Below are 25,171 nucleotides of genomic sequence, written 5' to 3'. Positions count from 1 at the left end.
CAATTTACAAAATTATTATGATCTAATATAATTCACAAAAAATTAAATTTTTAAAGGAGTAATTTATGGCAAGAGAAGCCGGAGTGGTAAAATCATTAACGGGCAAGGCAGTTGCAGTCGATCAAAATGGAAATGCGAGAGAACTAAAAGTTGGTGATATTGTCTATATAGGTGAAAGCATCAAAACTAGTGACGCAGCCGACAAAGTAACTATCGTTGCAAACAATGGCAAAGAGATTACAATACTAGGCGATGATACATTAGCGTTAAATCAAAATACAATAGGAAGTGATGGATTAGCTGATGTAAGTGCTTTGCAAAATGCTATTTTAAATGGTGGAGATCTAACAAAACTTGAAGAAACTGCTGCTGGTGGAAATGCTGCAGCTGCTGGTGGCGGAGATGGTGTTAGCTTAAGCGATGCTAGATTTGCTGAGGGTGGTCACTACTCAAATATCAATGAAAATTATAGAAATTTAACTGACGCAAATAGAGCTTTTGCTTCATACGATAGCCCAATAGGCGGTTATAGTGATGGGAATGCTAATGGTGGCGACTTGATCCCTCCAAAACCAAGTGTAAGTGTTGAATTTACAGAAGATAAGAATAACGATGGTTTTTTAACTTATACAGAAAATTTTGACAATAATGCCTCTTCTCATGATTTAAATACAAGTCCAGTAAAAATAACTGTAACGGATGTTGCCCCTGGTGATATCCTTCATATTACTCTAACAAAACCAGATGGCACAGTAACACCTTTATCACCTATAACTATCAATGATACTGATATAGTAAATAATACTTTTACTAAAATCATCTCTGATATGCCAGTAGCTGAGGGTAAAATTTCAAAAGTAGATGCTTATGTTACTGATAGCGCAAATCCAAATACAATAAAAAGTAATAAAGCGTCTGATAGTGTTACTCCATATGAAAGACCAACTATAAGATTTACTGAAGATAAAGACGACAATGGCTTTCTAACAGACGCAGAAAATGAAGGAAAAGATGGAAATTTTAGAACTTCACCAGTAGAGATAACTCTTCCAAAAGATGTAGTAGCTGGCGATAAGATCGTCATAACTTATACTGATCCTTTGAACCCTACAGGACCAAAACTAAAGTTGCCCCCAATCGAACTTACTGATGAAATGATTACAAATCACAAAGTAACTGGCATTGAGCCTCTGAAGCTTCCGATATTCCCAGGTGTGAAGACTGAAGCTAGCGTTCATGTTGTTGGTAAAGATGGCTCTCAAAAAACTGGAGAATCATCCCCAGATAGTGTAACGCCTCAAACTATAAAAATGGATATGAATTTACCAGAACAAAAAACTCTTCATGAAATTTCAAGACAAGAGAGCGTTAGAAACTATGAAGACACATATAATGGAATAAAGATAGATCTAGGTGATCAAAAAGTAAATCACACAACCGCAAAGATCACATTACCAAACAGAATTGATGACGGCGACAAACTTACACTTCATGTAACTAAACCTGATGGAACTACTTATGATAGAAATTTCAAGATACACATGAATGAGAAAGGTGTTATAACAAGTGTAGATGAAGTTGATAATGCAGATCCAGATCGTGTTATTGGTCATTATAATACTGCAAATAAGAATTTCTTTAAAGAAGACACCAATCAATGGGCTATTAAAGTAGATGGTTTTGAGCTAGAGAATGGAAAAGATACAAAGATAGAAGCTAAAGTTACGCACCCAAAACATTCAACAAATCCGTATTTACCTACTGAAGTAGATATCGAATCGGCTAGTTTAGAGCATGTAAAAAAACCTGAAGTTATCTTTGAAGAAGCTGGTGGAGCTAAAACTATGACCAGAGAGCAAGCTATCAGCGACGGTAATCTTAATAGCACAACAGTTACCATCAAGCTTCCTAAAAATGCAGTAAGTGGAGATAAACTAACTGTAACTATTAATGAGCCAAATGAGACTCCTAAAACAAAAGAATATACTGTTGGAAGAGACGCGAATGGTAAGTTTTTTGTAAAAGATAGTGCTGGTAATGAAATAAATACAGAAACAGATGGCAGAAGTTTCAAAATTCCTGGTATCAAAACAGCAACTGGCAAAGAAACTAAAGTAACAGCTGAGATAGTAGATGACGATGGCAGCATCCAACATGCCGAAAGTTCAAATAGCGTTATGATAGCTGATTTAAATGATATGGCTGTAAGATTTGTAGAAGATATTGATGGCAATGTATCTCTAACAAGAGCTGAGAGCATGAAAGATGGCAACCTAAAAGAAACTACAATCGCAGTAAAAGTGCCAAATAATGTTATAAAAGGCGATATAGTAACCGTAACAATAGATGGTACTTCACCTAAAATTTATAAGGTTACAGGCAAAGATAATCAAGGTAAGATCACACTAGAAGATACTTCTACTCATACTTCTAAGACCGTAAATGATAAAAATGAGTTTGAGATTAAAGGCGTTCATATAGAAGCTGGTAAGCCTATCAACGTAACCGCAGTAACTACTGATGCAAATGGTAATGGTAAAGCTGAAGCTAAAAATAATAACACTCTTGAAAAGCTTCACGATGATATGAAGATAACTTTTGATGCAGATGAAAAAGATAATGGTGGTAATAATGATGGTATCTTGGGTAATGCAGAAGCAACTGGAACCAAAACTATGACAACCATTAAACTACCTTCAAATTTTGTTGATGGCGATAAGCTTATAATAAACAGTAAAACAGGTAATACTAGCTTCCCTGAGGAAAGTTATACGATACACAAAGATAGTCGTGGCGTTGTTACTGTTACAAAAGATGATGGTAGCAATACTTATTTGCCAGTAATAAACGACAGCGAAGTTAAATATTCTCTAACAAATTTAACAAATGGTGAAAAGACTATCATCACTGCTAAAGTAACTGATAGTACTGGTGCTGATAAAGTAGATACAAAGAGCGATATCATCCTCGATACAGGAAACGGCTCTGGAACAAGATTTAGACTACTTATCGATGAAGATGAAGATAGAAATGGTTGGCTAGATAGAGAAGAAGCTATAAAAAAAGATGGACTAAATACAACTCAAGCTACACTTGAGATCCCAAATACTGTAAATAATGGAGATATCATAACGGTCAAAGCAACTGGAAAAAATACTGAAACTTATACAGTTGTCAAAGATAGTAGCGGAAACATATCTCTAAAAAATGATGCAACTAACAATATCGTATCTCTTGACCAAGGCAATAAACTAAAAATTTCTGGTGTTCATATAGACAAAGATAATCCAGCTAAAGTAGATGTTACTATTAGGGATCATGCAGGTAATGAAAAAACAGCAACTGCTGAAGCTAAACTAAAAACATTTGACGCTACAAATTTAAAGGTTAATTTTATAGAAGATAATGCAAGCAGAGATGGCAAGATAGATAGAGATGAAGCTGTATCAGTTGATGGCGTAAAAGTAACAACTATAAGCGTTCAAGTGCCATACAATGTTATAAATGATGACAAAATAACAGTTACAATCAACCAACCTGGTGATGCAACACCTAGAACCGAAATTTTCAAAGTTGTAAAAGATGCTAACGGCGATATATCTCTAAAACATAATGGTGCTTCTTATCCATTTGCAAACAATACTTTTGAAATTCACGATGTAAAAATGCTCCCAGGCAAAGAAACTAGTGCAACTGCAACCATAACAAACGCTACTGGCGATATGTCTGCAACTAGCAAAGAGGCTAAAGCACAACTTGCTCCACTAAGCGAAGCAGGACTAAGCGTAAGCATAGCTGATGATAAAAACGACGATGGCGTGATCTCAAGAGATGAGTCAGGTAGTAATAAATCAACAGTAAAAGTCTCTATCCCTGGAAGCGTGATAAAAGGTGATAAGATAGATGTTGAGATAACAAATCCTGATAACTCTAAAGTAACTAAACATTATGAAGTTGATGGTAAAGATGTTAATGGCAATATAACATTAAAAGAGGGAAGCTCTACTATCCATGTCTCTGCAAATCACCCTCTTGAGCTTAATGCAGATATCGCAGTTGGCAAAGGTACAGTAGCAAAAGTAACTTTAACTGATTCGTTTGGTGAGAGCAAAACAGTAAGCGATACCGCAGAACATGCCGAGATCGACGCTATGAGAGGCATCATGTTTGAAAAAGATATAAAAACCTCAGAAAGCGGTGAAAAAACTACTACTGCTAAGTTCTTCTTAAGTGAAGATGCAAGAGCTGGCGATACAGTTGAGATCAAATATACTGATCCAAATAACCATAGTCAAACAAAGACTACAGAGTATGAGATAAAGGAAAGTGATATAGATCAAGGCTTCTTTAAGCAGTCACTTGATATCGATGCAAGATCAAGTGCTGGTTATGATCTAAAAGTAGAAGCTACTCTTAAAACTTCAGGCGGCTTACAGTCTAAGACTTACGAGACTGATCAGTCATTTCATATAAATGCTGATAGTTATACGATCAAATATGATGCAAACAAGACCATCATGAAAGGTGGCGACAGCGATAATGATACCTTGGTAGTTGATGGACAAACGATTGACTTTACTAATTTGACTGGTCTTAACGCTAAAGTTGAAAGCTTTGAAAATATCCAACTTAAAGGCAACTCAAAGATTACTATTAATGCGCAAGATGTTCTTGATATTACAGATAGTGATAAGGTGCTTAATATCAAGGGTTCTATTGATGATCAAGGCAATAAAACTACATCAGTTAAACTTGATGGTAATTGGGGTGAAAATACTCCTGCAGGTGTCACTGGCTACAAAACTTATAGCAGTGAAGATGTAAGTGGACATACTATCCAAATCAAAATAGACGATACAGTTCACATTCTTTAACTTCAAAAAAGTGAGTGCACTTTAAGCACTCACTCCACTTTATATCTAGAATTTTTAAGTTTTATTTATATTAAAAACCTTTTTAAAGGAAGAGTATGAAAAATGTCATAACCATTGTAGTGGTTGTAGTGGCACTATTTTTTAGTGTTTTTGAATATGCAAATTCGTTTATTGCGCTTGATGAAAATACAAATGAAAAGTTATCGCGGATGCTAAACCAATACAAAAAAAGAGCTGATCTCGTGCCAAATTTAGTCGAAACTGTAAAAGGCTATGCAACTCATGAGCAAAAGGTATTTGAAGAGGTAGCAAATGCAAGAAGTAAGAGTATGCAAATAGATATAAATACAAGCAGTCTTAGTGATAATGAAGAGAATATAGAAAAATTTATGGTGGCTCAAGGTCAGCTAAGCTCTGCACTTGGCAGACTAATGACAGTTAGTGAAAGCCATCCAGAGCTAAAAGTAAATCAAAATTTTCTCCTACTTCAAAGCCAGCTTGAGGACATAGAAAATCTCATAAGTGTAGCGAAACGCGACTATATAGAGGCCGTAAGAGAGTATAATATAGCTATAAAGGGCTTTCCTGGTAAATTTGTAGCTAGGATGTTTAATCCTGAGATGAAACTAAAACAAGACATAGAAGTCGGCAGCGAAGACGCGAAAAATCCACAGGTTTCGTTTTAGAAGTGATGAAAGAGCTTTTGCTCTTTACCTTTTGCTTTGCTATAAATTTTAACGAGTAGATCAATAATAAACTCATATCTTTTCAAATAATCAAAGAGGTAAGCTCTTGAGCTTAGAGCAAAATAGTATCACACAAATCGCCATAGTAACTTTAAATTTACTAGAAAGAGCACCCAAGAGCTATCGCTTGAGATAGCTAGAGGTTACAAACTAGGTCAAAATAAGATAGTAACGGCGTTGCTTTTAGTCGTTCCAAATGAAAAAAATCCGCATAGAGGTTGGATACGGGCTTGAAGGTGTAGATCATAAATAGTGTGATGATATCTGAGTTTAAAAATGGCAAGATAAGCGAAGACGTGAAAGAGGGCGTTTTAGCTTTATATTTGTGGTATTTTTTTCATTTTTAAAGACGTTTTTAATAGAAATAGCCAGGGCGGCTCTTTGCCAATGGGTTTTAGACGAGGTGGTTCAGGCTCAAATGTAGGTGGTGTGCTCAAGTGGTAGAGGAGTCGGCTTTGGCGGAGACTGAGCTAGCGGTGGATGGTAAAATTGACCCGATTTAGAAATAAAATTATTATTTTTTACAGATTTTAAAATTATACTTACCCATAAGAATTGACTACTAAAATTTGACTTCACTTACCCTTTAGCTCAAATTTTGGAGCTAAAATTAATCACTACAGCGTTTTTTAAAGTGGTTATTTATATGATTGTTATAGTAAGAGTTGAAGTATATTAATTTATGTATCTTAAAATTTACATAGAAGTCTTATCTTATGAATTAAATATTGGTGTGTAGAGTTGATTATTTGCCAGTTTTATTATCTGATAATGAAGTTTTTGAAAATAATTTAAAAATCATTAGCAATACTTTTTATTAATATAAAAGAGTTTAGAAATTAACTCTTTTATATTGTTTAAATGAAAACTAACTATAAAAGCTTAAGCACATATCCATTTTCAGCGGCTTCGAGCTTATATTTATGCATCTTATCAAGCTCTAAAACTACTCTGAAATACTTATCATGCCAGCCGATTATGACGTTTTTAAATGTCTCGTTTTCAAGCTTTAAATTTCTAGTTTTAAAGCTTCTTGGAGGTTTTGCAAAGTCAAGTACGATCTTGTTTTTTTCATATGCAAAGTGTTTTAAATTTTTAGCTTTTGTGATGATATTTAGCTCTTTTTCATGCGCTAAAAAGCTCACAAATCCTAAAAATTTAACCTCTTTTTCACTGCTTTTTATCTCCCCAACAGGCTTTGAGGCTGGCTCGATCTTGACTTCGACTACCTTTTGCTCAGGCTTAGTAGGCTCTTTTATCTTTTTTGCGCCAAGGTCGATCACTACGACATTTGGAGTTGGTACGTCTGAGGTTTTATTTCTATCTTTATTTGAAATTTTAGTCTCATTTTTTTCTATTATCACCGGCGTGCTAACCTTTTGAGCTGGCACCTCCGCCATCGTGACAGAAACATCTAGTTTTTTAGCTGCGACTGGTTCTGGATTTTTCATCTTGCTTAGGGCAAATTCATCGTTCCAGTCGATAGTTTTGTTTATATCAGTTAGTCTTTTTTCTTTTATGCTGCCGTCATTTGCTCTATATCTTATGGTGACATCAAGTAGTAGCATCGCATCGCTTGGGAATTTAAACGAGAGCGAGTTGAAGCTGTCATATTTTTCTACGACGTTTGTCGTCATAACGCTTGTGTTTAGCTCGCTAATAGGCATAAATGGGTTTTCTCTGGCGCATAAGCTCGCAGTCAAGATAGATAAAACTAACCAAATTTTCTTCATCGTTCCTACTTTTTATTAGAGTCTGGCTCAAGGCCTTGTAGTTCAAAATAGTCTTTTTGCAGACGTGCATTCATCTTTTTTAAAATTTCCACGTCTTCGCTAAGCCTCTCTTTTTTGCTCTGAAGGCTTAGCATCACGTCAAGTGAGCGTTTGCCAAACATCATGTTGCCCACGTAAAAGGCAAACATAGCCACGCAAATGGTGGCTATGACGTAGCGTAATGTCGGCCGAACAAATTTTATGATTTTATGAAATATGCCATCTTCTTTGCCATATTCATCTAAAATTTCGCTCAAATATTATCCCCTAAAAACTCACCCGCCTCAAGCTCGATCTCGAGCAAGCGGTTGTATTTCGCATTGCGCTCGCTTCTTGAAGTGGCGCCTGTCTTTATCTCGCCAGTGTTTAGTGCGACCGCAAAGTCAGCGATAAACGCATCTTCGCTCTCGCCGCTTCTGTGGCTCATTATGCAGCGGTAGCCGTTTCTTTGAGCAAGGCGGACAGTTTGCATAGTTTGCGTGACTGAGCCTATTTGATTTGGCTTGATTAAGATCGCATTTGCGATATTTTTCTCGATGCCTTCGCGTAAAATTTTCTCATTTGTAACAAATAGATCGTCGCCAACTAGCTGCACCTTGCTGCCAAGCCTTTTTGTAAGCTCAGCCCAGCCGCTCCAGTCGTCCTCGCTAAGACCATCTTCGATAGAAAATATCGGATATTTTTCGCAAAGTTTTTCGTAGTAGCTAATGAGCTCGTCGCTGCTAAATTTCTTGCCTTCAAGCTCGTATTTGCCGTCTTTGTAAAGCTCGCTTGAAGCGACGTCAAGAGCTAGCTTTATCTGGCTGCCTAGCTCATATCCAGCCTCTTTTACAGCTTGTGAGATAAGTTTTAGTGGCTCTTCGTTGTCTTTTAAATTTGGAGCAAAACCACCCTCATCACCGACAGCAGTGCTGTGACCAGCTGCGTTTAGGATAGATTTTAGCTTGTGGTAAATTTCAGTTGCAGCTCTTAGCGCCTCGCTAAATGTGCTAAAGCCAAATGGCATGATCATAAATTCTTGAAAATCAACGCTATTGTTTGCGTGCGCGCCGCCATTTATGATGTTAAACATCGGCACTGGCAAGATGCTAGCGTTTGCACCGCCAAGGTAGCGATAAAGCGGGATATTTAGGCTCTTTGCAGCTGCGCGAGCTACCGCCATAGATACGCCAAGGACAGCGTTTGCGCCTAAATTTGAATAGTTGTGCGTGCCATCAAGCTCAAGCATCTCCGCATCGACTGCCTTTTGGTTGTAAGCATCAAGTCCTATCACTGCTTCTGCGATCTTTTCATTTACATTTGAAACAGCCTTTAAAACGCCTTTACCAGCGTATCTCTCGTCTTTGTCACGAAGCTCTAGCGCCTCGCGCTTGCCAGTGCTTGCGCCGCTTGGTACGATCGCGCTTGCCTCAGTTCCGTCGCTTAGTCTAACTGTCGCACGAACTGTTGGGTTGCCTCTGCTGTCTAAAACCTCGTGAGCTTCTACATCTTCAATAAATACCATTATTCATCTCCTGCTTCGTTTGTGTCGTCGTCTTCGTCTTTTGCGCCGCTGCTTATTAGGTGGTCTATCCCCATTGAGCCTTTGATCGCCGCTACTATCTCGTCAGAAATTTCTGGGTGCTCTTTTAGATAGGCTTTGGCGTTTTCTCTGCCTTGACCCAGTTTTTCGGCCTTGTAGCTAAACCACGCGCCTGATTTGTCGATGATGTCAAGTTTTACGCCATAGTCGATGATCTCGCCCTCTTTGCTCACACCCTCGCCAAACATGATGTCAAATTCAGCCACTTTAAATGGAGGCGCGACCTTGTTTTTAACGACTTTTGCTTTTGTGCGGTTGCCGATAGGCTCGTCGTTTTGTTTAAGTGTGGCTATCTTTCTGACATCGATCCTTACAGATGAGTAAAATTTAAGTGCATTACCGCCAGTCGTGGTCTCTGGCGTGCCATATCCCATCATGCCGATCTTCATACGAATTTGGTTGATGAAGATGACAGTTGTCTTCATCTTGCTTAAAATTCCAGTTAGCTTTCTAAGCGCCTGGCTCATTAGTCTTGCTTGCAGGCCAACGTGCTGATCGCCCATATCGCCGTCTATCTCGCTCTTTGGAGTAAGAGCAGCGACGCTATCAACTACGATAAGATCGATCGCACCGCTTCTTGCAAGTGTTTCAACGATCTCAAGTGCCTGCTCGCCAAAGTCAGGCTGAGAGACATAAAGGTTGTCGGTATTTACGCCTAAATTTGAAGCGTATTTTACGTCTAGTGCGTGCTCTGCATCGACAAATGCACAAATTCCGCCAGCTTTTTGCGCTTCAGCGATGATGTGAAGTGTGAGCGTGGTCTTACCAGAGCTCTCTGGTCCGTAGATCTCGATGATCCTGCCTTTTGGGACGCCGCCTATGCCAAGAGCCAGATCAAGCCCTAGCGAGCCAGTCGGTATCGACTCGATAGCCTCAACCTCTTTGTCGCCAAGTCTTAAAAGCGTGCCTTTGCCAAAAGCTTTATCTATCTGCTTTAGCGCAAGCTCAAGCGCCTTTTTCTTGTCCGCTTCGCTCTCTGGGATAGCTATCTTTTTGTCACTATCTTTTTCTTTTGCCATTTTTTACCTTATAGTTGAAATTTGGCTTGATTTTATCTAAAAAGAGATGAATTTTACTTGATTTACTCGCAAATTATAATATTTTCGCCAAGCAGTGCAGCGCTATCAATAAGAGCAAAAAGCTGCTCTTTTTCAAACAAAAATCCATAAATTTGATCTTCGTTTTTCAGTATTGCTAGCTTAAATGGCTCTATAAGCGCGCTTGCGCAAAGGTTTAAAAAAGCTTCATCGATACTATTTTGCGAAATTTGGGGTTTGGTTTTGAAATTTTCTTCTTTTATAAAAGAGATAAATTTCTCTTGCGAGGTAGATTTATTAAATTTAAAAATTAGTTTTTCTTTTAAGGCCTGGGCTAAAATTTCATCAAATTTAACTAGGTCGATGTGATCTTTTACGCCTAAAATTTTGGCAAAATTTAGTAAGTTTTTATCATAACTAGCTACATTTTTCTCATGCTCACTTTGCGCCTTTTTAGCCCTATAAATGGCGTAAAGACCGATAGCTATAAACAAAAGTGAAAGGGTAAAAACTTCGCTCAAAAACTCACTCATCATCATCCTTATAAAATGCAAACTTCAGTCTTAAGCTCTACGCCAAATTTCTCTAAAACTCTAGCTCTAGCCAAATTTATAAGGCTAGTGGCGTCCTCAAAGCTTGCGTGGTTAAAATTTATCAAAAAATTTGCGTGCTCTTCGCTAAATTTCGCTCCGCCGATCGCGTATCCCTTTAGTCCAACTGCCTCAAGCATTGCCCCCGCAAAGTGCCCTTCAGGATTTACAAAGCAGCTGCCAAAGCTAGCGCCTTTTGGTTGATTTGCTCTTTTTGCGCTTATGGCATCAGATATGCTTGCATCAAAGCCGCTAGAAAGCTTAAATTTAGCCCCCAAAATGGCCTCATCTATGCCGCTGTGGCGGTAGCTAAAGTTTATCTCCTCTTTGCTCACCCAGCCACGAGCCAGACGCACATGCGTGAGGTTGTCGCTTATGCTAAATTTAAGCAGTCCAGCGTTCATTTTTATAAGTCCGCCAAGCGTGCCTGGGATATTTTTTAAAAACTCAAGGTTCGCGATGTTATTTTGTTTGCAGAAGTTATAAATTTTAGCTGATTTTGTCGCAGCACCTATTTCAAGGCAAATTTTATCGCCTAAGCGTTCTAAATTTATATAGTCAAAGCTCTTGCCAAGTATCGCCATTTTTGGTGGATTTGGCGAGATAAGAAGGTTGTTGCCCCCGCCTATCATTACAGCGCCTAAAAAGTGAGGCGAGCTTAGATCTTCAAGGTTATCAACCTCGAAAATTTCATGCACGCCGCCTATCCTAACCGAGGTAAATTTAGAAAAATCAACAAGCCTCGTCACTGGATAAATTCCGGTATAAAATCAAGCATACGAGTGGTAAATTCAACCATCATCGAGATCATCCAAGGCATTAAAAATATGATGACAACGACGACTAGTAAAATTTTTGGCACGAAGCTTAGCGTGGTTTCGTTTATCTGCGTGGTCGCTTGAAAGATGGAGATGATAAGACCAGCTATTAGTCCGCTTAGTAGCATCGGAAGGCTGATATAAAGGGCGATCTTAAAAGTTTCAACTCCAAGTGAGACAAGCGTACTTTGCATCAGCTAAACCTTACTTCGTTGTATTCAGTTGGGATTAGGTAGTCGTTTACGTCGATCGGCTTTTCAAAAAAGCCTTTTTCAAAGCCTATTTGATATAGCTTATTTAGCGCTTTTAGCTGCGTTTCATTCATGCTTATTGACTCGTCATTTGCGTATAAATTTAGATACGTTTTAAGCTCCTCTTTGCCAACTCTGATGAGGTTTCGCTCCATTAGCATGTGAGATAAAAATGGCTTGTGCGAAGTGGCGATCCTAACGGCCTCGCTAAGCACTCTTTCGCACTCGATCGCGTCGGTTATGGGCAGACTTCGTCTAAGTGCCATGCCGCCAAGTGGAAGCGGTAAATTTTCTCCGTTTAGCTCGCTCCAGATGTCCCAAATTTCACGCTCGACGCAGAGCTTGTCAGAGAAATTTAAGATACTTTCATGTATGAGTACGCCAGCATCGACCTCGCCGCTAAGTACAGCATTTTCGATCTCTAAGAAATTTTTATAAACGATCCTTGCCTCTGGGTAAGCTATGCGAAAGAGCAGGGCGTTTGTCGTGTTTTTGCCAGATAGCGCGACCTTGAAATTTCGCTTTAGCTGCTTATCTTTTAGCTTGATAAGCTTTGGGCCATATCCATTACCAAAGCTCACCGCACAGCGTAAAAGTGCAAATTCATCGCAAATTTTAGGATAGAGTGCAAAGCTGATCGCCGTTGCCTCATAAGTGCCTTTTAGTGCCTCTTCGTTTAGTGTCTCTATATCAAGCGCCTTTGATGTAAAGACTAAATTTTTACTGCTAACCCAGCCAAATTTGACCGCGGCATACATGAAAATATCGTCAGCATCAGGCGAGTGAGCGACGTTTATGGTTTTTAGATTGTGCAAAGATGATCCTTTTTTTGATTACGCCATTTTAATGAAATTTATTTAAAATAAAGTTTTAAGGGCGGTTTTGAAATGATTTTACCAGCTTTGCCTCTTTGAAATTTAGCACGTATTTCACGTCTATGGCGTCTTTAGCCCCTTTTCTTCGAGCTTGGAGCGTCGAGTAAAATGGATGCTTAAGCTCAAGCATCTTAATCAGTTTTTTATCGCTATCTTCTTTTTTTATATTTTCAACGATTATTGTCGTTATAAATTTACCCTCAAACTCATAAAATGGCCAGACAATCACGCCTGCGTCGCTTGTTTTAAAGTCCGTAATTTTAGAATTTTTAGGGATATTTAGCATGGAGATGATCTTTTTGCGTGAGCTGTCCGCGTTTTGCACAGATATCACCTTTACAAGCAGGTCTTTTTTGACTCCGATGCCATTTTGGCTAAAGCGATAAACTCCGTCTTCAAGGATGCCAACCTTTTCAAAGGCGTTAGCGTAGTTTGCGGCGGTGCAAGCGGTTAGTAAAAGCGACAGAAGCGTTAAAATTTTTATAAATTTCATCTTTTCTCCTAAAATTTAACTCTTTTTAGCCTATCTGAAGCGAAATTTTTTCTACCAAATTTAGCCTCACTTTTGCCATTTAGCTCGACTAGATCGCCTGTAAAGCCACAAATGTCATTTTTAACAAGATAGCTTCCCACGCCGTAAATATCAACTGGAGTGTTAAATTTTTCAAATTCGCTCATTTTTTGCGGATTAAAACCTGAGCTAACGACTATTTTAACGTGCTTAAAGCCAGCTTTATCAAGCGCCTCTCTAAGAGCAAATATAAGCTCCTTGCAAACGCCGTGCGGGTCAAATTTGCTCGTATCTTTGCCTTCAAAATACCTATCTATCAAATTTTTACTAGTATCCACTCTAACCGCGCCAAGCCTATCTTTTAGGGCATTTGCAGCCTTTAAAGCGTCTGCTATAACGTCGTTGTTGTAATCAATCAAGGCCGTGATCTGCTCGTTTTCAAAGGTTTTAGCGTAAATTTGGCAAGCCTTTACCACGTCTCCGCCGCACATTTGAATGAGCGCATGAGGCATGGTGCCACCACCTTTTAGCCCCGTAAGCTCACCCTGAGCGTCTGTGGCGACCTTTTTGATGCCACCTACAAATGATGCATAGCCGTCGCCTGGCTGAGTGCAGATGTCGTCTTGTCTGTCTGCCATGCTAAAGACGTCCTTGCCATTTGCCGCTTTTATCACATCTCTGGAGTTTGTCGCCACGCAGCTTCTTCTAGTGAGCGTAGCGTCGATGACGTTTTCTAAAAAGCCGAAATTTTCATACTTGCCGCTTATCTTTAAAACTGGCTCGTTTGCATTTATGATATCGCCATCATCAAGTGCGTAAATTTCAAGCTCGCTTGGGTTTTTGGCAAATTTATTGATGATAGCTAAAACCTCGTCGATGCCACAAAGCACGATATCATCACGCCTTTGGAAAAACTGCATCGTCACGTGCTGATCAGGCAGGTTTTGCTTAATTATCTCATTTACTTTTAAAAAGTATTTCGCCGTGAAGTAGCCCTCGCCGATCCTTGGATCTAGCCTAAAAGTCTTATCTGTTAGCCTCTCTATCTTGCCTTGCATCTTTAGCTCAAGTTCGTTCATGTCTGTCCTTTTGTTTTTGCGAGATTATACCATTTTGGCGAAATTTGGCGCAGGCAAAATAGGGCTAGTGAATTTATGCAAAAAGCAATCTTTATGCCTCAAAAATTTATCCTAGCGCTCTCGCGAGGGCTTGGCGAGGTTGGCATAACGCTCATTTTAGGTGGCAATATCATAGGCAAAACAGACACCATCTCACTTGCTATCTACAACGCAGTCTATGACGGTAGAAGCGATCAGGCACTCGCTTTAAGCCTTGTTTTAGTTGTGCTTAGTTTTATCTTATTTTTTATTATAAATTTGCTAGAAAAAAGCAGGATTTAAAAGAAGTAAAAGTGGCGAGAGGATGAGAGAATCGAACTCCCCACCAGACGGTCAACCGCCCAGTCATCGGGTTTGAAGCCCGTGAGCATCACCAGATTACTTTATCCTCCGTGTGTGTTATTTTAGCAGATTTAGATAAATTTTAGCCCATTTTCTATAAACTTTTTGAAATTACAAAAGGATTTATGATTTTTAAATTTAGCGTTTTTGCATTTTTGGTCTTATTTTTTTGCTCTTGCTCCTCAGTCCTCACCCCAGCAACAGCGCCGCTAAATGTATATGACGCATACTCCATTTCTCGCGATAAACGCGGCATCTACTCGATCTCTCGTGATAAATTTATCCAAAGCAAGCTACAAAGCAAAATTTTGTTTTCAAAAGGACTTAGTAACATCGACATCGAGATAGAGGTCTTTTATGGCAACGCCTATCTCATAGGGCTTGTTGATAGTAAAGAGTTAGGAGATAAGCTAGTTGAGCTTGCCAAAAGCACGGACGGAGTGCGAAAAATTTACACCTATCTTAGGGTAAAAAAGAGCGAGTATCCGTGTGATAGTCTGAGCATACTTGCAAATTTAAAGCAAAATCTCTTCAAAGATAGTGTCGTTGAGGGCACAAATGTGCGTGTTAGCATCGTTGGCTGTGACGTTGTTTTTAGCGGTGTGGTAGATAGCATCGAGCAAGAAAAGCACGCCATTTGGTACGCTAAGCACATTGATGGCGTGGCTGATGTCTATTCATTCATCAAAGTTATCAAATAAATTTATACCTCGCGCTTTTTCACAAAACTTGCTATCAGACTTGGCAAGATGATGAGCGCGCCAAGCAGCATAAATACCATAACAAGATCGGTTAGCAAGCCAAAATAAATAGTCGGTATAAAGTTGCTAGTTATCATCACGCTAAATCCAAGAAAAATGGTAAATGAGGTGTAATACATCGCGTATCCAATGCTAGCGTGCGCAGCCTTGATGCTCTCAAAAACGTCTTTTGTAAGCAGCTCCTCTTTGAAGCGGTGGATGTAGTGGATGATATCATCAACGCCGATACCTATACTAATGGCAGCAATCGTAATGCTCATCACATCAAGCGGTATGCCAAAAAATCCCATCACGCCAAAGAGCGTGCAAAGCGGAATCAAATTTGAAACTATAGCGATGGTTGCTAGCTTGATACTTCTAAAAACAAAGCAAAATATAACAAAAAGTATCGCAACCGTTAGTCCAAATGTATCAACCTGTGAGCTAAATAAATTTTGAAGCATGTTGTTATAAAGCACCATCATGCCGACAACTTCGATGCTTACGTTATCGTTTTTGGTTAGCTCTGCAAGCCCTTCTCTAAGCTCTTTTAGAAATAAATTTCGTCTAAGCTTTGGATCGCTATCAACGATCCTTAGGCTAAATCTAAGCTCGTCGTTTTCGACGCTCACGTAAGGACTTAGCAAGATAGTTTTATACTCAAGTGGTAGCTTTTCATACATCGCAGCTAGCAAAAAATCATCACTAACGCCGTTATTTAGCTCCTTTATCGCCTTTATGAGCGTTGCAAGCGAGCTTACGTTGCCTACAAAATTTTGCTCTTTTAGATAGTCGTGAATTTTTTCTGCAACTCTTGTGTGGTAGCTGTTAAACCAGTATTTTGCGCTCTTTGCGTCATTTTCAAACTCGCTTTCAAAGTCATCTTTTTCATCAGTTTTTTCTTGTTTTGGCTCGCTCTCTTTAAATTTAACTATCACATCAACTGGGATCGTGCCACCAAGCTTTGTGTCGATGACCTGCATGCCTTGGCGGATCTGCGTGCTCTCTTTAAAGTAGCCAATGAAGCTGTTTTCAACCTTTATCTTACTGATGCCATAAACGCCAAAGCAGACAACTAGCACGCAAACTGCGTAGATGATCTTTCTTGAGTTTAGGGCTAAATTTGCGCAGTATTTTGTAAATTTAAAGCTATTTTCAAATGTCCTAACAGGGGCAAGCTTCTTTAAATTTACATTTATCGCGCCAAATAGCAAAAAGGCAAGCACAAGTGAAACGCTAATACCAGCACTCATCATAATGCCAAGCATGATAACTGGCTTTATATCGGCACTCATGAGTGAGCTAAAGCCAATGACTGTCGTAAATATCGCCCAAAAAGATGGAGAAAATTTGTCACGAAGTGTCAGGTAGATGAGCTGATTTTGGCTGTATTTTGGATGTCTTGCATAAAATTCCCTGTAGCTAACGACTAGGTGGATGACTGTTGAGATGGTGATAATTAGCTGAAGTGCGATGTAGTTTGAGCTAATGACCGTTACTTCCCAGCCAAACATACCAAAAATCCCGGTCGTAAAAATGGCACTTACCGCGCAGATAAACATCGGCAAGACGATCCATCTAACCTGTCTGAAAAATAGCCACAAACTAAAGCTAAGAAGCGCTAAAACACTTAGCCCATAAACCAAAAGATCGCTCTTTATAAAGCCTATCATATCATCAGCGATCATATTCGCACCGCCCAAAAACAGCTCGTCATTTGCGTTAAATTTAGCGATGGCTGCCTTTATGGCTTCAAGGTTTTTGTGATCACTCTTTCTAAGCTCATCACGGTAGGCTTTAAACTCCGCTAAAAGCGCTTTAAATTTCTCTTTTTCAGCCTGCGTGATAGTGCCGTTTGACTCTTTTTGGCTAAGTAAATTTCGCTCATTTAAAAGCTCGTTAAATTTCTCATCTTGCTTTAAATTTAGGGCAATCGCTGTGGTTTTTAGATCTTTGCTTATCAAATTTCCGCTATAAATAGGACTTTTTGCAAACTCAAGCTTTGCTTTTGAGATATTTGTATCTTTATCGCTTAGTGTTGGCGTGTGATCCAAGATGCCTGTAACGCCACCTTTTACGCTATTTAGAAGTGGCACGTTTAAGATAGAGATGACGCTGCTAACTATATCGTTTTTGGCTAGCTCATCGCTTAAATTTTTAATAAGCTCTAAATTTTTAGGTGAAAAAAGATCATCTTTTGGGGTGAAAGCGACCACCAAAAGCCCTGGCGAGTCGTAGCGCTTTGCGATCTGCCTATAGGCTTTTAGATCTGGGTCATGCTCAAGCAGCAAGGTCTCGGCTGAGGCGTCTATGCTTAGTCTTGTACTAAGGTAGCCAAAAACTACACTTAGAACTAGCACAAGCGAGATAACAAGCTTGTTTTTGGCAATGATAAATTTAAAAATTTGTCGCATTAAGGATTAGTTTTGTTTTGATCAGGCAAAACCGCTTCGTTGAGTTTTTGTAAAAGCGTATTAAAATCGCCATTGTTTAGCACGTCGCCAAACTGGCTTCTATAAGTTTGAATGATGCTCACACCAACGATATCAAGGTCGTAAATGAGCCAACCGCGCTCTTTTGCGTCGTAAAATTTATAGACAAATTCATAGCTTTTGCCGTCATTTATAAGCTCAGATGTGACCCAATATCTATTTTTTTGTGGCTCACTTTGGCCTGTTATGCGGATCTCTTGATCTTTGTAGCCTAAAAGCTTGTCGATGTATGAGTTTTTTAGCTTTTGCTCAAAAGCAGCGTCAAATTTAGCTTGCTCGTCGGCGTTTAGGCTGTTGTAGCGCTTGCCAAGGCTGATCTTTGCCATCTGTTTGTAGTCAAAAAATGGATCAAGCAGAGCAAAAATCTCTTTTGTCTTTGCATTGTTGTCTAAATTTGTATTTTTTAAAATTTCAATCACCTTTGTTGTCTTTGCCTCTATCTCAGGCTTTATCTGCTCTTTTGAGAGGGCAAAAAGGCTAGTTGCTAAAAGTAAAATCGCCGCTATAATTTTTAAAATTTTCATACTTACTCCTTGATAAGTTTATCGCGTCTTTGCTCGTAAGCATCGCGTAAAAATGGATATAGATCAATCGCGTCTTTGCGTAGTTTTTCATAAGCAGTTGGATCTTGTGAAAAGCTGTTAAACGCCCTATATGACTTGATGCCAGCTGACAAAAGCATAGGATCAACGTAGCTGATAGGATCGGCAAAATAGTCTCCAACCAAGCCGCCAGTATCTCTTAAATTTGATGGTCCAAGCAAAGGCCAAACGATGTGAAAGCCGCTTCCAAGCCCCCAGTAGCCAAGGGTTTGCCCAAAGTCCTCGTTGTGAGCCTTTAGATCATAGTATTTTGCCCCGTCTGTTAGTCCTCCAAAGCCAATTATCGTATTTGCCAAAAAGCGTAGAGTCTCTTCGCCCGCGTTTTGAAATTTAAACTGAAGCAAGTTATTTACAAAACGCACTGGGAAAAGGAGGTTGTCAAAGAAGTTTGCAACCATCGTCCTAGCTGTGGCTGGCACGACATAAGCGTAGCCTTTTGCCACTGGAGTTAGCATGTTTATGTAGATAAAGTCATTTACATTTGTCATCACTCTGTTATAGCCACTAAGTGGGTCAAAAACATCTTTCTTTGCTTCAAACTCAACATCAAAATCATCATTTTCATTGCCATTAGTCGCGTTTATATCGGCGCTGGCACAGGCTAAAAGCAGGCTACAAAAGATAGCGAGCAAAAATTTCATCATAAAACCTTAAAATTTATTTATAAAAAACAGCTTGATTTTATCCTCTTGAAACTTTACAAGAAATTAAAGAAAATTTGTAATTTTAAGCTTTTGTATTAATATAATTAGATATACTTTGCAAATTATTATTATATATTTAGAGGTTAAAAATTTGAAAGCAGATATAAATTTAGAGCTATTTCTAGGCGAAGATACGCAGGTTTTAGCAAAGCATATAGCGCTACTTAAGGCGATAAAAGAGACAAAAAGCATCACAAAAGCGGCTGAGGTTGTCGGTATATCATACAAAAACGCTTGGGACTGCTTAGATACGATAAATAACAAAAGCAGCAAGCCTCTCATCATAAGAGCTGATGGCAACAAGAAAAATAGCGGTTCAGAGCTTAGCCCATACGCCAAAAAACTGATAAAAATTTACGACGCTATCCTCGAGACGCAAAAGGACTTTTTGCAAAAAATTTGTCAAAAGGTTGATTTTGAAGATGTTGATATCATAAATTTACAAAGGATGAGTATGAATTTAAGCGCTAGAAATCAGCTCTCATGCGAGATCGTTAGTATAAATAGAGGTGCTGTAAATTCTGAAATCATCGCAAAGCTAAGCAATGGCAACACACTTGAAGCGACTATAACAGTTGAAAGCGAGAAAAATTTAGGCCTAAAAGTGGGTCAAAAGGTCGTTTTCATCTTTAAAGCACCCTCTGTCATCCTTGCAAAAGATCTTGATCTAAAAATAAGCACTAAAAACCAGCTAAAAGGTGAGGTCATCGAGGCAAAGATAGGTGCTGTAAATGCTGAGGTCACGCTAAAACTAAGTGATGAGCAAACTTTAACTGCCATCATCACAAAAGATAGCGCGATGGATATGCAAATAGGCGTTGGTGACACACTTTTAGCCATAGTAAAATCATCTCAAATCATAATAGGAGTATAAATGAAAAAGGTTTTTAAATTTCTATGTGTGGCAGCTCTGCTTGCCATAAACGCACTTGGCGCAGAGGTAAATGTCTATGCCGCAGCAAACACGACTTACGCGTTTCCAGAGCTTATAAAAGAGTTTAATAAGCTTCATCCAGACGCTAAGATCAACCTAACTCTTGGCGCAAGCGGTGGCCTTGTTACTCAGATCCAAAATTCAGCTCCAGCTGATATCTTCATGGCTGCTGATATGGGCTTTGCACAAAAGGCCTACGACACAGGCTTTGCAGTGGCTGCACCAAAAGTTTATGCACAAGGCGCTGTGGCGATCTTTTCTATAAGAGATGTGGACTTTAAAAAGGGCATCGAAGTGGTTCGTGGCTTAAAAGCGATCTCAATAGCAAATCCAGAGACCGCACCTTACGGCAAAGCTAGTATCGAGGCTCTTAAAAATGCAAAACTTTATGACGAAGTAGAGAAAAACATCGTCTACGCTCAAAAAATTTCTGAGACACTTTCTCAGGCACTAAGTGCTTCAGATGTTGGATTTATCGCTGCTAGCGCGCTTTTTAGCGATAAAATGGCAAAATACAAAGAGGGCACTAACTACATCTTCGTACCTCAAGAGCTCTACACTCCGATCGATCAAGGCATCGTACTCTTAAAACATGCTGATGGTAACGCTGATGCTAAGGCATTTTATGAGTTTATCTTGGGCGATAAAGCAAAAGAAATTTTCAAGAAATTTGGCTACAACGTTCCAGCTAAATGATAAGAGCAAAGATCGTTCAAATTTCATCCAAAGATGGCGTCAGCTTTTTTGAGCTTGAGTGCCTAAATTTAGGGATAAATTTATATATGCTAGCCTTAAATGAGGCTAGCAAATTTGCTCTAAATGATGAGGTGAGCTTAAATTTCAAAAGCTCAGACGTCATCTTATCAAGGCTTAGACTTGAGGCTAGTTCGCTTGAAAATGAGCTAAAATGCGAAGTCGCGGGCATAACTCGCGGCGAAATTTTAAGCATAGTTAGCCTAAAGTGTGAGCAGCTTTGCTTTGAGGCTATCATCTCAGATCACGCTCTAAAAGGGCTAAATTTAGCGGTAGGCGAGCAGGTATTTGCCTACGTTAAATCAACAAGTATCCACATAAGCGCTTAAAAATGATAGAAATTTCTTGCAAAAAAGAGCTAAATGGCGGTGGCGGTAAATTTATGCTTGAGGCTGAGCTTGCCTTTGAAAGTGGCGAGTTTGTCGCACTTTATGGAGCAAGTGGCGGAGGAAAAACTACGATTTTAAGGCTCATCGCTGGCTTTGAAGCCCCACAAAGTGGCGTGATAAAGGTTGCAGATAAGATATTTTTTGATGAAAAGACAAATTTAGCCCCACAAAAGCGAAATATCGGCTTTTTGTTTCAAGACTACGCCCTTTTTGAAAATATGAACGTATTTAAAAATTTACTCTTTGCAAATAATGATGAAAATTTAGCAAACAAACTACTTGAAATTTGCGAGCTAAAGAGCCTAAAAAACGCCAAGATAGGCGAGCTTTCAGGCGGTCAAAAGCAGCGCGTGGCACTCGCTCGTGCGGTGATGAGAAAGCCAGAAATTTTACTGCTTGATGAGCCACTAAGTGCTCTAGATAACGCCATGCGCGAGAAGTTGCAGGATTATTTATTAGCGCTTCACGATGAGTTTAGGATGAGCGTTATCTTAGTAAGTCACGACATAGCTGAAATTTACAAGCTTTGCAGCAAGGTTTTTGTCCTTGAAAATGGCAAAATTTCAAGGTCTGGCAGTGCGAGCGAGATATTTTTAAAAAGTGCAGGATCGCAAAAATTTGCATTTAATGCTAAGGTTTTGGAGATCAAAAAGTGTGACGCCATTTTTGTAGCAAACGTGCTAATAAACCGTCAAATTTGCGAGGTCGTGCTAAGTAGCGCAGAAGCTAGTGGGCTAAGAGCTGGTGACACGGTGGTGGTTAGTACAAAAGCATTTGGTGTAAATTTGGTAAAAGCATGATGAGTGAGCTAGCAAATATTGATTTTGAGCCATTTTGGCTCTCGCTAAAACTCTCTTTTATCACGACTTTTATCCTATTTTTCTTCTGCGTAGCGCTGGCTTACTTTATGTCGCAAAAGAAATTCTTTGGCAAGGCATTTTTAGAGTCCATCATCTCACTACCTTTGGTGCTGCCGCCAAGCGTTCTTGGCTTTTATTTGCTCATTTTTCTCTCGCCTTACTCGGCCTTTGGTAAATTTATCGAAGAGTTCTTTGGCGTGAGGCTAGTTTTTAACTTCACGGGCCTTGTTATAGCAAGCTGCATCTACTCGCTGCCATTTATGTTTGGGCCTATTTATGCTGGGCTAAATAGCCTAAAAAAGAGCCTTTTTGAGGCGAGCTACAGCCTTGGTAAAAGCAAGCTCACGACCATTTTTAGAGTAATCTTGCCAAGTATCAGGTCAAATTTACTAACCGCGATCGTTGTTAGTTTTGCTCATACGATGGGCGAGTTTGGCGTGGTTTTGATGATAGGTGGCAGCGTGGCTGGCGAGAGCAAGGTCGCTAGTATCGCGATATTTGAGGCGGTTGAGATGCTTGACTATACCAAAGCTCACATCTACGCTCTTTTGATGCTAATAATCAGCTTTTTCGTCCTTTTTATCGTCTATTTTTTAAATTCAAAAAAAGCTTAAAGATATATAATAGATAAAATTTTTAAAGGACAAAACATGATAAAAGTGCCTACAAGCATCTATCTAAGGACTTTAGACGGCAAAGAATTTGACTTTTCAGCCTTTGCAAGGACCCACGACTGCGTGGTTTTTATCTATCCAAAGATAGGTGAGGACTTCGAGCTTTTAAGCGAGCAGCTACAAAAAACTGCGGGCATGAAGGGTTGCACCAAGCAAGCAATAAACTACAAAAAACTTCTTAAAGAATTTAACGATCTTGGCTTTATGGTAGTTGCCATCAGCTCCCAAGATATCGCGGCTCAAAAGAAATTTGAAGAAGAGACCGCAACTGGCGTGATGTTTTTAAATGATAGCGAGTTTATGCTAGAGCGCGCGCTTGAATTGCCTGTATTTGCAGCTTCAAATGGGCATAAATTTTACTTTCGTCAAACACTTATCATAAAAGGTGGCAATATAAGGCGCGCATATATCATTGATGAACCTGAAAACGACGCTAAAAATATGCTGGAGAAGATAAAAAACGAAGACTACTAAGGATAGAAAATGGACAAAAATAGCAAGATCGAAAAGTCTTATGACGAGCTAACATATAAATCAGCAGCATTTGCGCAGTCAGCGCCCTATAAACTAGAGGCTTGTGCCACACTCCTTGGCATCAATCCACCGCCTTGCAAAAACGCAAAAGTGCTTGAGATAGGGTGCAGCTTTGGTGGAAATTTGATCCCATTTGCCGTAAATAACGAGAATGCAAGAGTAGTTGGCATCGATCTTAGCGGCGAGCAAATAAGGCGTGGTAAAGAGATCGTAAAAGAGATAGGACTGCAAAATTTAGAGCTAATCCACGGCGATATCTGCGAGTTTAAAAGTGATGAGAAATTTGACTACATCATCGCTCACGGCGTCTTTAGCTGGGTGCCTGACTTTGTGAAAGATGCTATTTTAAGAGTCGTAAGAGAAAATTTAAGCCAAAACGGCGTGGCGTTTATCTCTTACAATGTCTATCCTGGCTGGAAGATAAAAGATGTCGTGCGTGATCTTATGCTGCTTGCTGCAAAGGACAAGGATAGCACAGAAGAGAGGCTAAAGGCTGCCAAAGAGGCACTTTTAGTATATAAAGAGGTATTGCTAACGAAGCTTGGTGAAAATTATGAAGATAAAATACCTGCTAAATTGCTACTTCACTGGATAGATAGCGTGCTTGAAAAGGATGATTTTTACGTAGCTCATGAGTTTTTAGAAGAGATAAACGATCCATTTTACTTTAAAGACTTTAACGCCATGCTTGTTAAAAACGAGCTTGCCTATCTTTGCGAATACGGACTTGAAGATCTTTTTGTACCAGATATTGGCATAGAGCATGTAGATAACTATAAAGATAGCAAATTTAAAGATAGGATCGATCTAGAACAGTTTATGGATATAGTTAGCAACAAGGTCTTTAGGCAAAGTCTCATCGTGCATGCTAAGGCTTATGAGAGCGTGGCAAACAAACAAATAGGTCCAAGCGATGTTAATAAAATTCACGTAGTGGCTGACTTTGTAAAAAAAGATGATGGCTGGTATGATAAATTTGCTCTTATGCCCAAAGATATATCTTGGCTTTGCGAGGTCTTTTATAAGATGTATCCAGCAAGCATAAATCTCTCCCAAATTTTAGAGATTTTGCCAGAAGATAAGCTCATGGTTTATAGTGCTTTTGTAAGGCTTTTAACTAACTCAGCAAGCGCAATGATCGTAAAAGATGAGCTAAAAGATATAGAGTACGCTCCAAATTACTCAAGACTAAAGGCAAATTTAACTGGCTATATAAAGTACTTTTTAAACCACAAAGATAACGCCGACATTATCTTTGCAAACAAATTTGGTCTTAGAGAACGTCTTGACAGACTTGATTACTATATATTTTTACTACTTGATGGTAAAAATAACTTAGAAGAAATAACAGCTAAGAGTTTAAAATTTGTAAAAGAAAACAGCATAAAAATATCTGATAAAAATGGCAAAGAGCTTAAAAACGAAAAACTAGTCACTCACTTAAAGGGCTACATCGTAGGCACAGCAAAGATAGCTAGCATGCTCTATTTGCTTGAGGAAATTTAAAATGAAAAAAATTCTTGCTCTTATATTTTGTATATTTCTAGTAGGTTGTGCTAGCAAGCCAAGCGTGAAAAATCTAAATCTTAAAAGTAGCCTAAACTACGGCGGCGAAGAGCTTGCAAAGATACTTGAACAAGATGATGCAGTGGCATTTAGCAGCAACTTGCGTGAGGGAGTTTTCATCTACATAAGTAACGCTAAAGTCGCAAACTATCTTGGCGTAGTAAGAGCTGAGAGACACGCTAAATTTAACGTAAAAGAGCTAGGCAAAAACGATCTTTTGATAAAAAGCATAAATGATCTAACGCAAAGCTTTGATGCCAGTTTAGAGCGAGCTAGAGAGCTAAAATGTGGTACTTTAGTGATCAGACTAAAAGATAAATTTCAGGATTTAGAAGCGGCAGATAAATTTTTAGAGCAAAACGAGAGCGCATTTTTAAAGATGAGTGGTGAGATAAGCTGCAAGTAGC

Annotated in this window: 24 protein-coding genes, 1 tRNA gene and 1 pseudogene; 12 read left to right on the top strand and 14 right to left on the bottom strand. The window is 39.1% G+C overall.

All coding sequences use genetic code 11. From position 1 onward, the window contains the following. The first annotated feature begins 65 nt into the window (after positions 1–65). Both HMPREF1019_RS06790 and HMPREF1019_RS06785 read left to right on the top strand, forming a co-directional pair. The gene (locus HMPREF1019_RS06790) at positions 66–4,874 is read left to right on the top strand and encodes a retention module-containing protein (RefSeq protein ID WP_009294962.1); all 4,809 of its coding nucleotides are present in this window, start codon (positions 66–68) and stop codon (positions 4,872–4,874) included. 95 nt (positions 4,875–4,969) lie between these two features. Beyond that, the gene (locus HMPREF1019_RS06785) at positions 4,970–5,560 is read left to right on the top strand and encodes a LemA family protein (RefSeq protein WP_009294961.1); all 591 of its coding nucleotides are present in this window, start codon (positions 4,970–4,972) and stop codon (positions 5,558–5,560) included. A 932-nt stretch (positions 5,561–6,492) separates the two neighbouring features. On the opposite strand, the gene HMPREF1019_RS06780 is transcribed toward HMPREF1019_RS06785, so the two are convergent. From HMPREF1019_RS06780 to HMPREF1019_RS06735, 10 genes are all read right to left on the bottom strand, one after another. Beyond that, on the bottom strand, positions 6,493–7,353 hold the full coding sequence (locus HMPREF1019_RS06780) for an AMIN domain-containing protein (protein WP_009294960.1): 861 nt from the start codon (positions 7,351–7,353) through the stop codon (positions 6,493–6,495). A 5-nt stretch (positions 7,354–7,358) separates the two neighbouring features. Further along, positions 7,359–7,541, bottom strand: a complete 183-nt coding sequence (locus HMPREF1019_RS10590; protein ID WP_178140078.1) for a hypothetical protein — start codon at positions 7,539–7,541, stop codon at positions 7,359–7,361. Positions 7,542–7,645: 104 nt separating this feature from the next. Then, positions 7,646–8,896 (bottom strand): phosphopyruvate hydratase, encoded by a 1,251-nt coding sequence (gene eno, locus HMPREF1019_RS06770; RefSeq protein ID WP_002940828.1) that lies wholly within the window; start codon positions 8,894–8,896, stop codon positions 7,646–7,648. After that, complete coding sequence (gene recA / locus HMPREF1019_RS06765; protein ID WP_002940852.1) at positions 8,896–9,993, bottom strand: recombinase RecA; 1,098 nt, start codon at positions 9,991–9,993, stop codon at positions 8,896–8,898. Before recA ends, eno begins: the two co-directional genes overlap by 1 nt. 62 nt (positions 9,994–10,055) lie before the next feature. Next, entirely contained in the window at positions 10,056–10,544 is a 489-nt protein-coding gene (locus HMPREF1019_RS06760) for a hypothetical protein (RefSeq protein WP_009294959.1), read from the bottom strand. 8 nt (positions 10,545–10,552) lie between these two features. Next, positions 10,553–11,350: a UDP-N-acetylmuramate dehydrogenase gene (locus tag HMPREF1019_RS06755; RefSeq protein WP_009294958.1), complete on the bottom strand. Its 798-nt coding sequence runs from the start codon at positions 11,348–11,350 to the stop codon at positions 10,553–10,555. After that, complete coding sequence (gene fliQ, locus HMPREF1019_RS06750; protein WP_223154231.1) at positions 11,347–11,616, bottom strand: flagellar biosynthesis protein FliQ; 270 nt, start codon at positions 11,614–11,616, stop codon at positions 11,347–11,349. Before fliQ ends, HMPREF1019_RS06755 begins: the two co-directional genes overlap by 4 nt. Then, positions 11,613–12,485 (bottom strand): menaquinone biosynthesis family protein, encoded by an 873-nt coding sequence (locus tag HMPREF1019_RS06745; RefSeq protein WP_009294957.1) that lies wholly within the window; start codon positions 12,483–12,485, stop codon positions 11,613–11,615. Before HMPREF1019_RS06745 ends, fliQ begins: the two co-directional genes overlap by 4 nt. 55 nt (positions 12,486–12,540) lie before the next feature. Beyond that, a complete protein-coding gene (locus tag HMPREF1019_RS06740) occupies positions 12,541–13,038 on the bottom strand; it encodes a hypothetical protein (protein ID WP_009294956.1) in 498 nt (165 codons plus the stop codon). An 8-nt stretch (positions 13,039–13,046) separates the two neighbouring features. Continuing rightward, complete coding sequence (locus HMPREF1019_RS06735; protein WP_009294955.1) at positions 13,047–14,135, bottom strand: nicotinate phosphoribosyltransferase; 1,089 nt, start codon at positions 14,133–14,135, stop codon at positions 13,047–13,049. A gap of 108 nt (positions 14,136–14,243) precedes the next feature. Between HMPREF1019_RS06735 and HMPREF1019_RS06730 the strand changes: the two are divergent. Continuing rightward, positions 14,244–14,456, top strand: a pseudogene (locus HMPREF1019_RS06730) (molybdate ABC transporter permease subunit); the annotation flags it as partial. Between the two features lie 12 nt (positions 14,457–14,468). Here the strand turns inward: HMPREF1019_RS06730 and HMPREF1019_RS09995 are convergent. Continuing rightward, positions 14,469–14,566: transfer RNA gene (locus HMPREF1019_RS09995), tRNA-Sec, on the bottom strand. 75 nt (positions 14,567–14,641) lie between these two features. Between HMPREF1019_RS09995 and HMPREF1019_RS06725 the strand changes: the two genes are divergently transcribed. Continuing rightward, entirely contained in the window at positions 14,642–15,217 is a 576-nt protein-coding gene (locus HMPREF1019_RS06725) for a BON domain-containing protein (protein ID WP_009294953.1), read from the top strand. A gap of 2 nt (positions 15,218–15,219) precedes the next feature. On the opposite strand, the gene HMPREF1019_RS06720 is transcribed toward HMPREF1019_RS06725, so the two are convergent. The 3 genes from HMPREF1019_RS06720 to HMPREF1019_RS06710 are packed head-to-tail and all read right to left on the bottom strand — an operon-like array spanning position 15,220 to position 18,991. Beyond that, positions 15,220–17,670 (bottom strand): efflux RND transporter permease subunit, encoded by a 2,451-nt coding sequence (locus HMPREF1019_RS06720; RefSeq protein ID WP_009294952.1) that lies wholly within the window; start codon positions 17,668–17,670, stop codon positions 15,220–15,222. Continuing rightward, positions 17,670–18,272: a Tgt2/MlaC family protein gene (locus HMPREF1019_RS06715; RefSeq protein ID WP_009294951.1), complete on the bottom strand. Its 603-nt coding sequence runs from the start codon at positions 18,270–18,272 to the stop codon at positions 17,670–17,672. The genes HMPREF1019_RS06720 and HMPREF1019_RS06715 overlap by 1 nt, the downstream gene beginning before the upstream one ends. Positions 18,273–18,274: 2 nt before the next feature. Beyond that, the gene (locus tag HMPREF1019_RS06710; RefSeq protein WP_009294950.1) at positions 18,275–18,991 is read right to left on the bottom strand and encodes an MlaA family lipoprotein; all 717 of its coding nucleotides are present in this window, start codon (positions 18,989–18,991) and stop codon (positions 18,275–18,277) included. A 154-nt stretch (positions 18,992–19,145) separates the two neighbouring features. On the opposite strand from HMPREF1019_RS06710, the gene HMPREF1019_RS06705 reads away from it, so the two are divergent. Genes HMPREF1019_RS06705 through HMPREF1019_RS06670 form a run of 8 tightly spaced genes read left to right on the top strand, consistent with a single transcriptional unit; the run spans position 19,146 to position 25,170 of the window. Beyond that, complete coding sequence (locus HMPREF1019_RS06705) at positions 19,146–19,928, top strand: TOBE domain-containing protein (RefSeq protein ID WP_009294949.1); 783 nt, start codon at positions 19,146–19,148, stop codon at positions 19,926–19,928. Continuing rightward, positions 19,929–20,684, top strand: a complete 756-nt coding sequence (gene modA, locus HMPREF1019_RS06700; protein WP_009294948.1) for a molybdate ABC transporter substrate-binding protein — start codon at positions 19,929–19,931, stop codon at positions 20,682–20,684. Next, positions 20,681–21,070, top strand: a complete 390-nt coding sequence (locus tag HMPREF1019_RS06695; protein WP_009294947.1) for a TOBE domain-containing protein — start codon at positions 20,681–20,683, stop codon at positions 21,068–21,070. Before modA ends, HMPREF1019_RS06695 begins: the two co-directional genes overlap by 4 nt. 2 nt (positions 21,071–21,072) lie before the next feature. Continuing rightward, complete coding sequence (locus HMPREF1019_RS06690; protein WP_009294946.1) at positions 21,073–21,930, top strand: sulfate/molybdate ABC transporter ATP-binding protein; 858 nt, start codon at positions 21,073–21,075, stop codon at positions 21,928–21,930. After that, positions 21,930–22,604 (top strand): molybdate ABC transporter permease subunit, encoded by a 675-nt coding sequence (modB, locus tag HMPREF1019_RS06685; RefSeq protein WP_009294945.1) that lies wholly within the window; start codon positions 21,930–21,932, stop codon positions 22,602–22,604. Before HMPREF1019_RS06690 ends, modB begins: the two co-directional genes overlap by 1 nt. A gap of 36 nt (positions 22,605–22,640) precedes the next feature. Beyond that, positions 22,641–23,138, top strand: coding sequence for a redoxin family protein (locus tag HMPREF1019_RS06680; protein WP_009294944.1), 498 nt, complete (start codon positions 22,641–22,643; stop codon positions 23,136–23,138). A 9-nt stretch (positions 23,139–23,147) separates the two neighbouring features. Beyond that, positions 23,148–24,704, top strand: a complete 1,557-nt coding sequence (locus HMPREF1019_RS06675; RefSeq protein WP_009294943.1) for a methyltransferase domain-containing protein — start codon at positions 23,148–23,150, stop codon at positions 24,702–24,704. Position 24,705: 1 nt separating this feature from the next. Next, the gene (locus HMPREF1019_RS06670; protein ID WP_009294942.1) at positions 24,706–25,170 is read left to right on the top strand and encodes a hypothetical protein; all 465 of its coding nucleotides are present in this window, start codon (positions 24,706–24,708) and stop codon (positions 25,168–25,170) included. The last annotated feature ends 1 nt before the right edge of the window (position 25,171 follow it).

Source organism: Campylobacter sp. 10_1_50, from assembly GCF_000238755.1.
In the GTDB taxonomy this organism is placed as follows: Bacteria; Campylobacterota; Campylobacteria; order Campylobacterales; family Campylobacteraceae; genus Campylobacter_A; species Campylobacter_A concisus_R.
Note: the sequence above shows the minus strand (reverse complement) of the source record. Positions and strands in the feature narration are given on the sequence as shown.

Excerpts from the sequence above, each read along its gene's own strand:
- HMPREF1019_RS06695 (WP_009294947.1), top strand. The coding sequence starts at position 20,681 with ATGATAAGAGCAAAGATCGTTCAAATTTCATCCAAAGATGGCGTCAGC.
- HMPREF1019_RS06680 (WP_009294944.1), top strand. The coding sequence starts at position 22,641 with ATGATAAAAGTGCCTACAAGCATCTATCTAAGGACTTTAGACGGCAAA.
- HMPREF1019_RS06690 (WP_009294946.1), top strand. The coding sequence starts at position 21,073 with ATGATAGAAATTTCTTGCAAAAAAGAGCTAAATGGCGGTGGCGGTAAA.
- HMPREF1019_RS10590 (WP_178140078.1), bottom strand. The coding sequence starts at position 7,541 with ATGTTTGCCTTTTACGTGGGCAACATGATGTTTGGCAAACGCTCACTT.
- recA (WP_002940852.1), bottom strand. The coding sequence starts at position 9,993 with ATGGCAAAAGAAAAAGATAGTGACAAAAAGATAGCTATCCCAGAGAGC.
- HMPREF1019_RS06720 (WP_009294952.1), bottom strand. The coding sequence starts at position 17,670 with ATGCGACAAATTTTTAAATTTATCATTGCCAAAAACAAGCTTGTTATC.
- HMPREF1019_RS06670 (WP_009294942.1), top strand. The coding sequence starts at position 24,706 with ATGAAAAAAATTCTTGCTCTTATATTTTGTATATTTCTAGTAGGTTGT.
- HMPREF1019_RS06715 (WP_009294951.1), bottom strand. The coding sequence starts at position 18,272 with ATGAAAATTTTAAAAATTATAGCGGCGATTTTACTTTTAGCAACTAGC.
- HMPREF1019_RS06780 (WP_009294960.1), bottom strand. The coding sequence starts at position 7,353 with ATGAAGAAAATTTGGTTAGTTTTATCTATCTTGACTGCGAGCTTATGC.
- HMPREF1019_RS06760 (WP_009294959.1), bottom strand. The coding sequence starts at position 10,544 with ATGAGTGAGTTTTTGAGCGAAGTTTTTACCCTTTCACTTTTGTTTATA.
- HMPREF1019_RS06725 (WP_009294953.1), top strand. The coding sequence starts at position 14,642 with ATGATTTTTAAATTTAGCGTTTTTGCATTTTTGGTCTTATTTTTTTGC.
- HMPREF1019_RS06710 (WP_009294950.1), bottom strand. The coding sequence starts at position 18,991 with ATGAAATTTTTGCTCGCTATCTTTTGTAGCCTGCTTTTAGCCTGTGCC.
- HMPREF1019_RS06790 (WP_009294962.1), top strand. The coding sequence starts at position 66 with ATGGCAAGAGAAGCCGGAGTGGTAAAATCATTAACGGGCAAGGCAGTT.
- HMPREF1019_RS06735 (WP_009294955.1), bottom strand. The coding sequence starts at position 14,135 with ATGAACGAACTTGAGCTAAAGATGCAAGGCAAGATAGAGAGGCTAACA.
- HMPREF1019_RS06740 (WP_009294956.1), bottom strand. The coding sequence starts at position 13,038 with ATGAAATTTATAAAAATTTTAACGCTTCTGTCGCTTTTACTAACCGCT.
- HMPREF1019_RS06675 (WP_009294943.1), top strand. The coding sequence starts at position 23,148 with ATGGACAAAAATAGCAAGATCGAAAAGTCTTATGACGAGCTAACATAT.
- HMPREF1019_RS06785 (WP_009294961.1), top strand. The coding sequence starts at position 4,970 with ATGAAAAATGTCATAACCATTGTAGTGGTTGTAGTGGCACTATTTTTT.
- modB (WP_009294945.1), top strand. The coding sequence starts at position 21,930 with ATGAGTGAGCTAGCAAATATTGATTTTGAGCCATTTTGGCTCTCGCTA.
- modA (WP_009294948.1), top strand. The coding sequence starts at position 19,929 with ATGAAAAAGGTTTTTAAATTTCTATGTGTGGCAGCTCTGCTTGCCATA.
- eno (WP_002940828.1), bottom strand. The coding sequence starts at position 8,896 with ATGGTATTTATTGAAGATGTAGAAGCTCACGAGGTTTTAGACAGCAGA.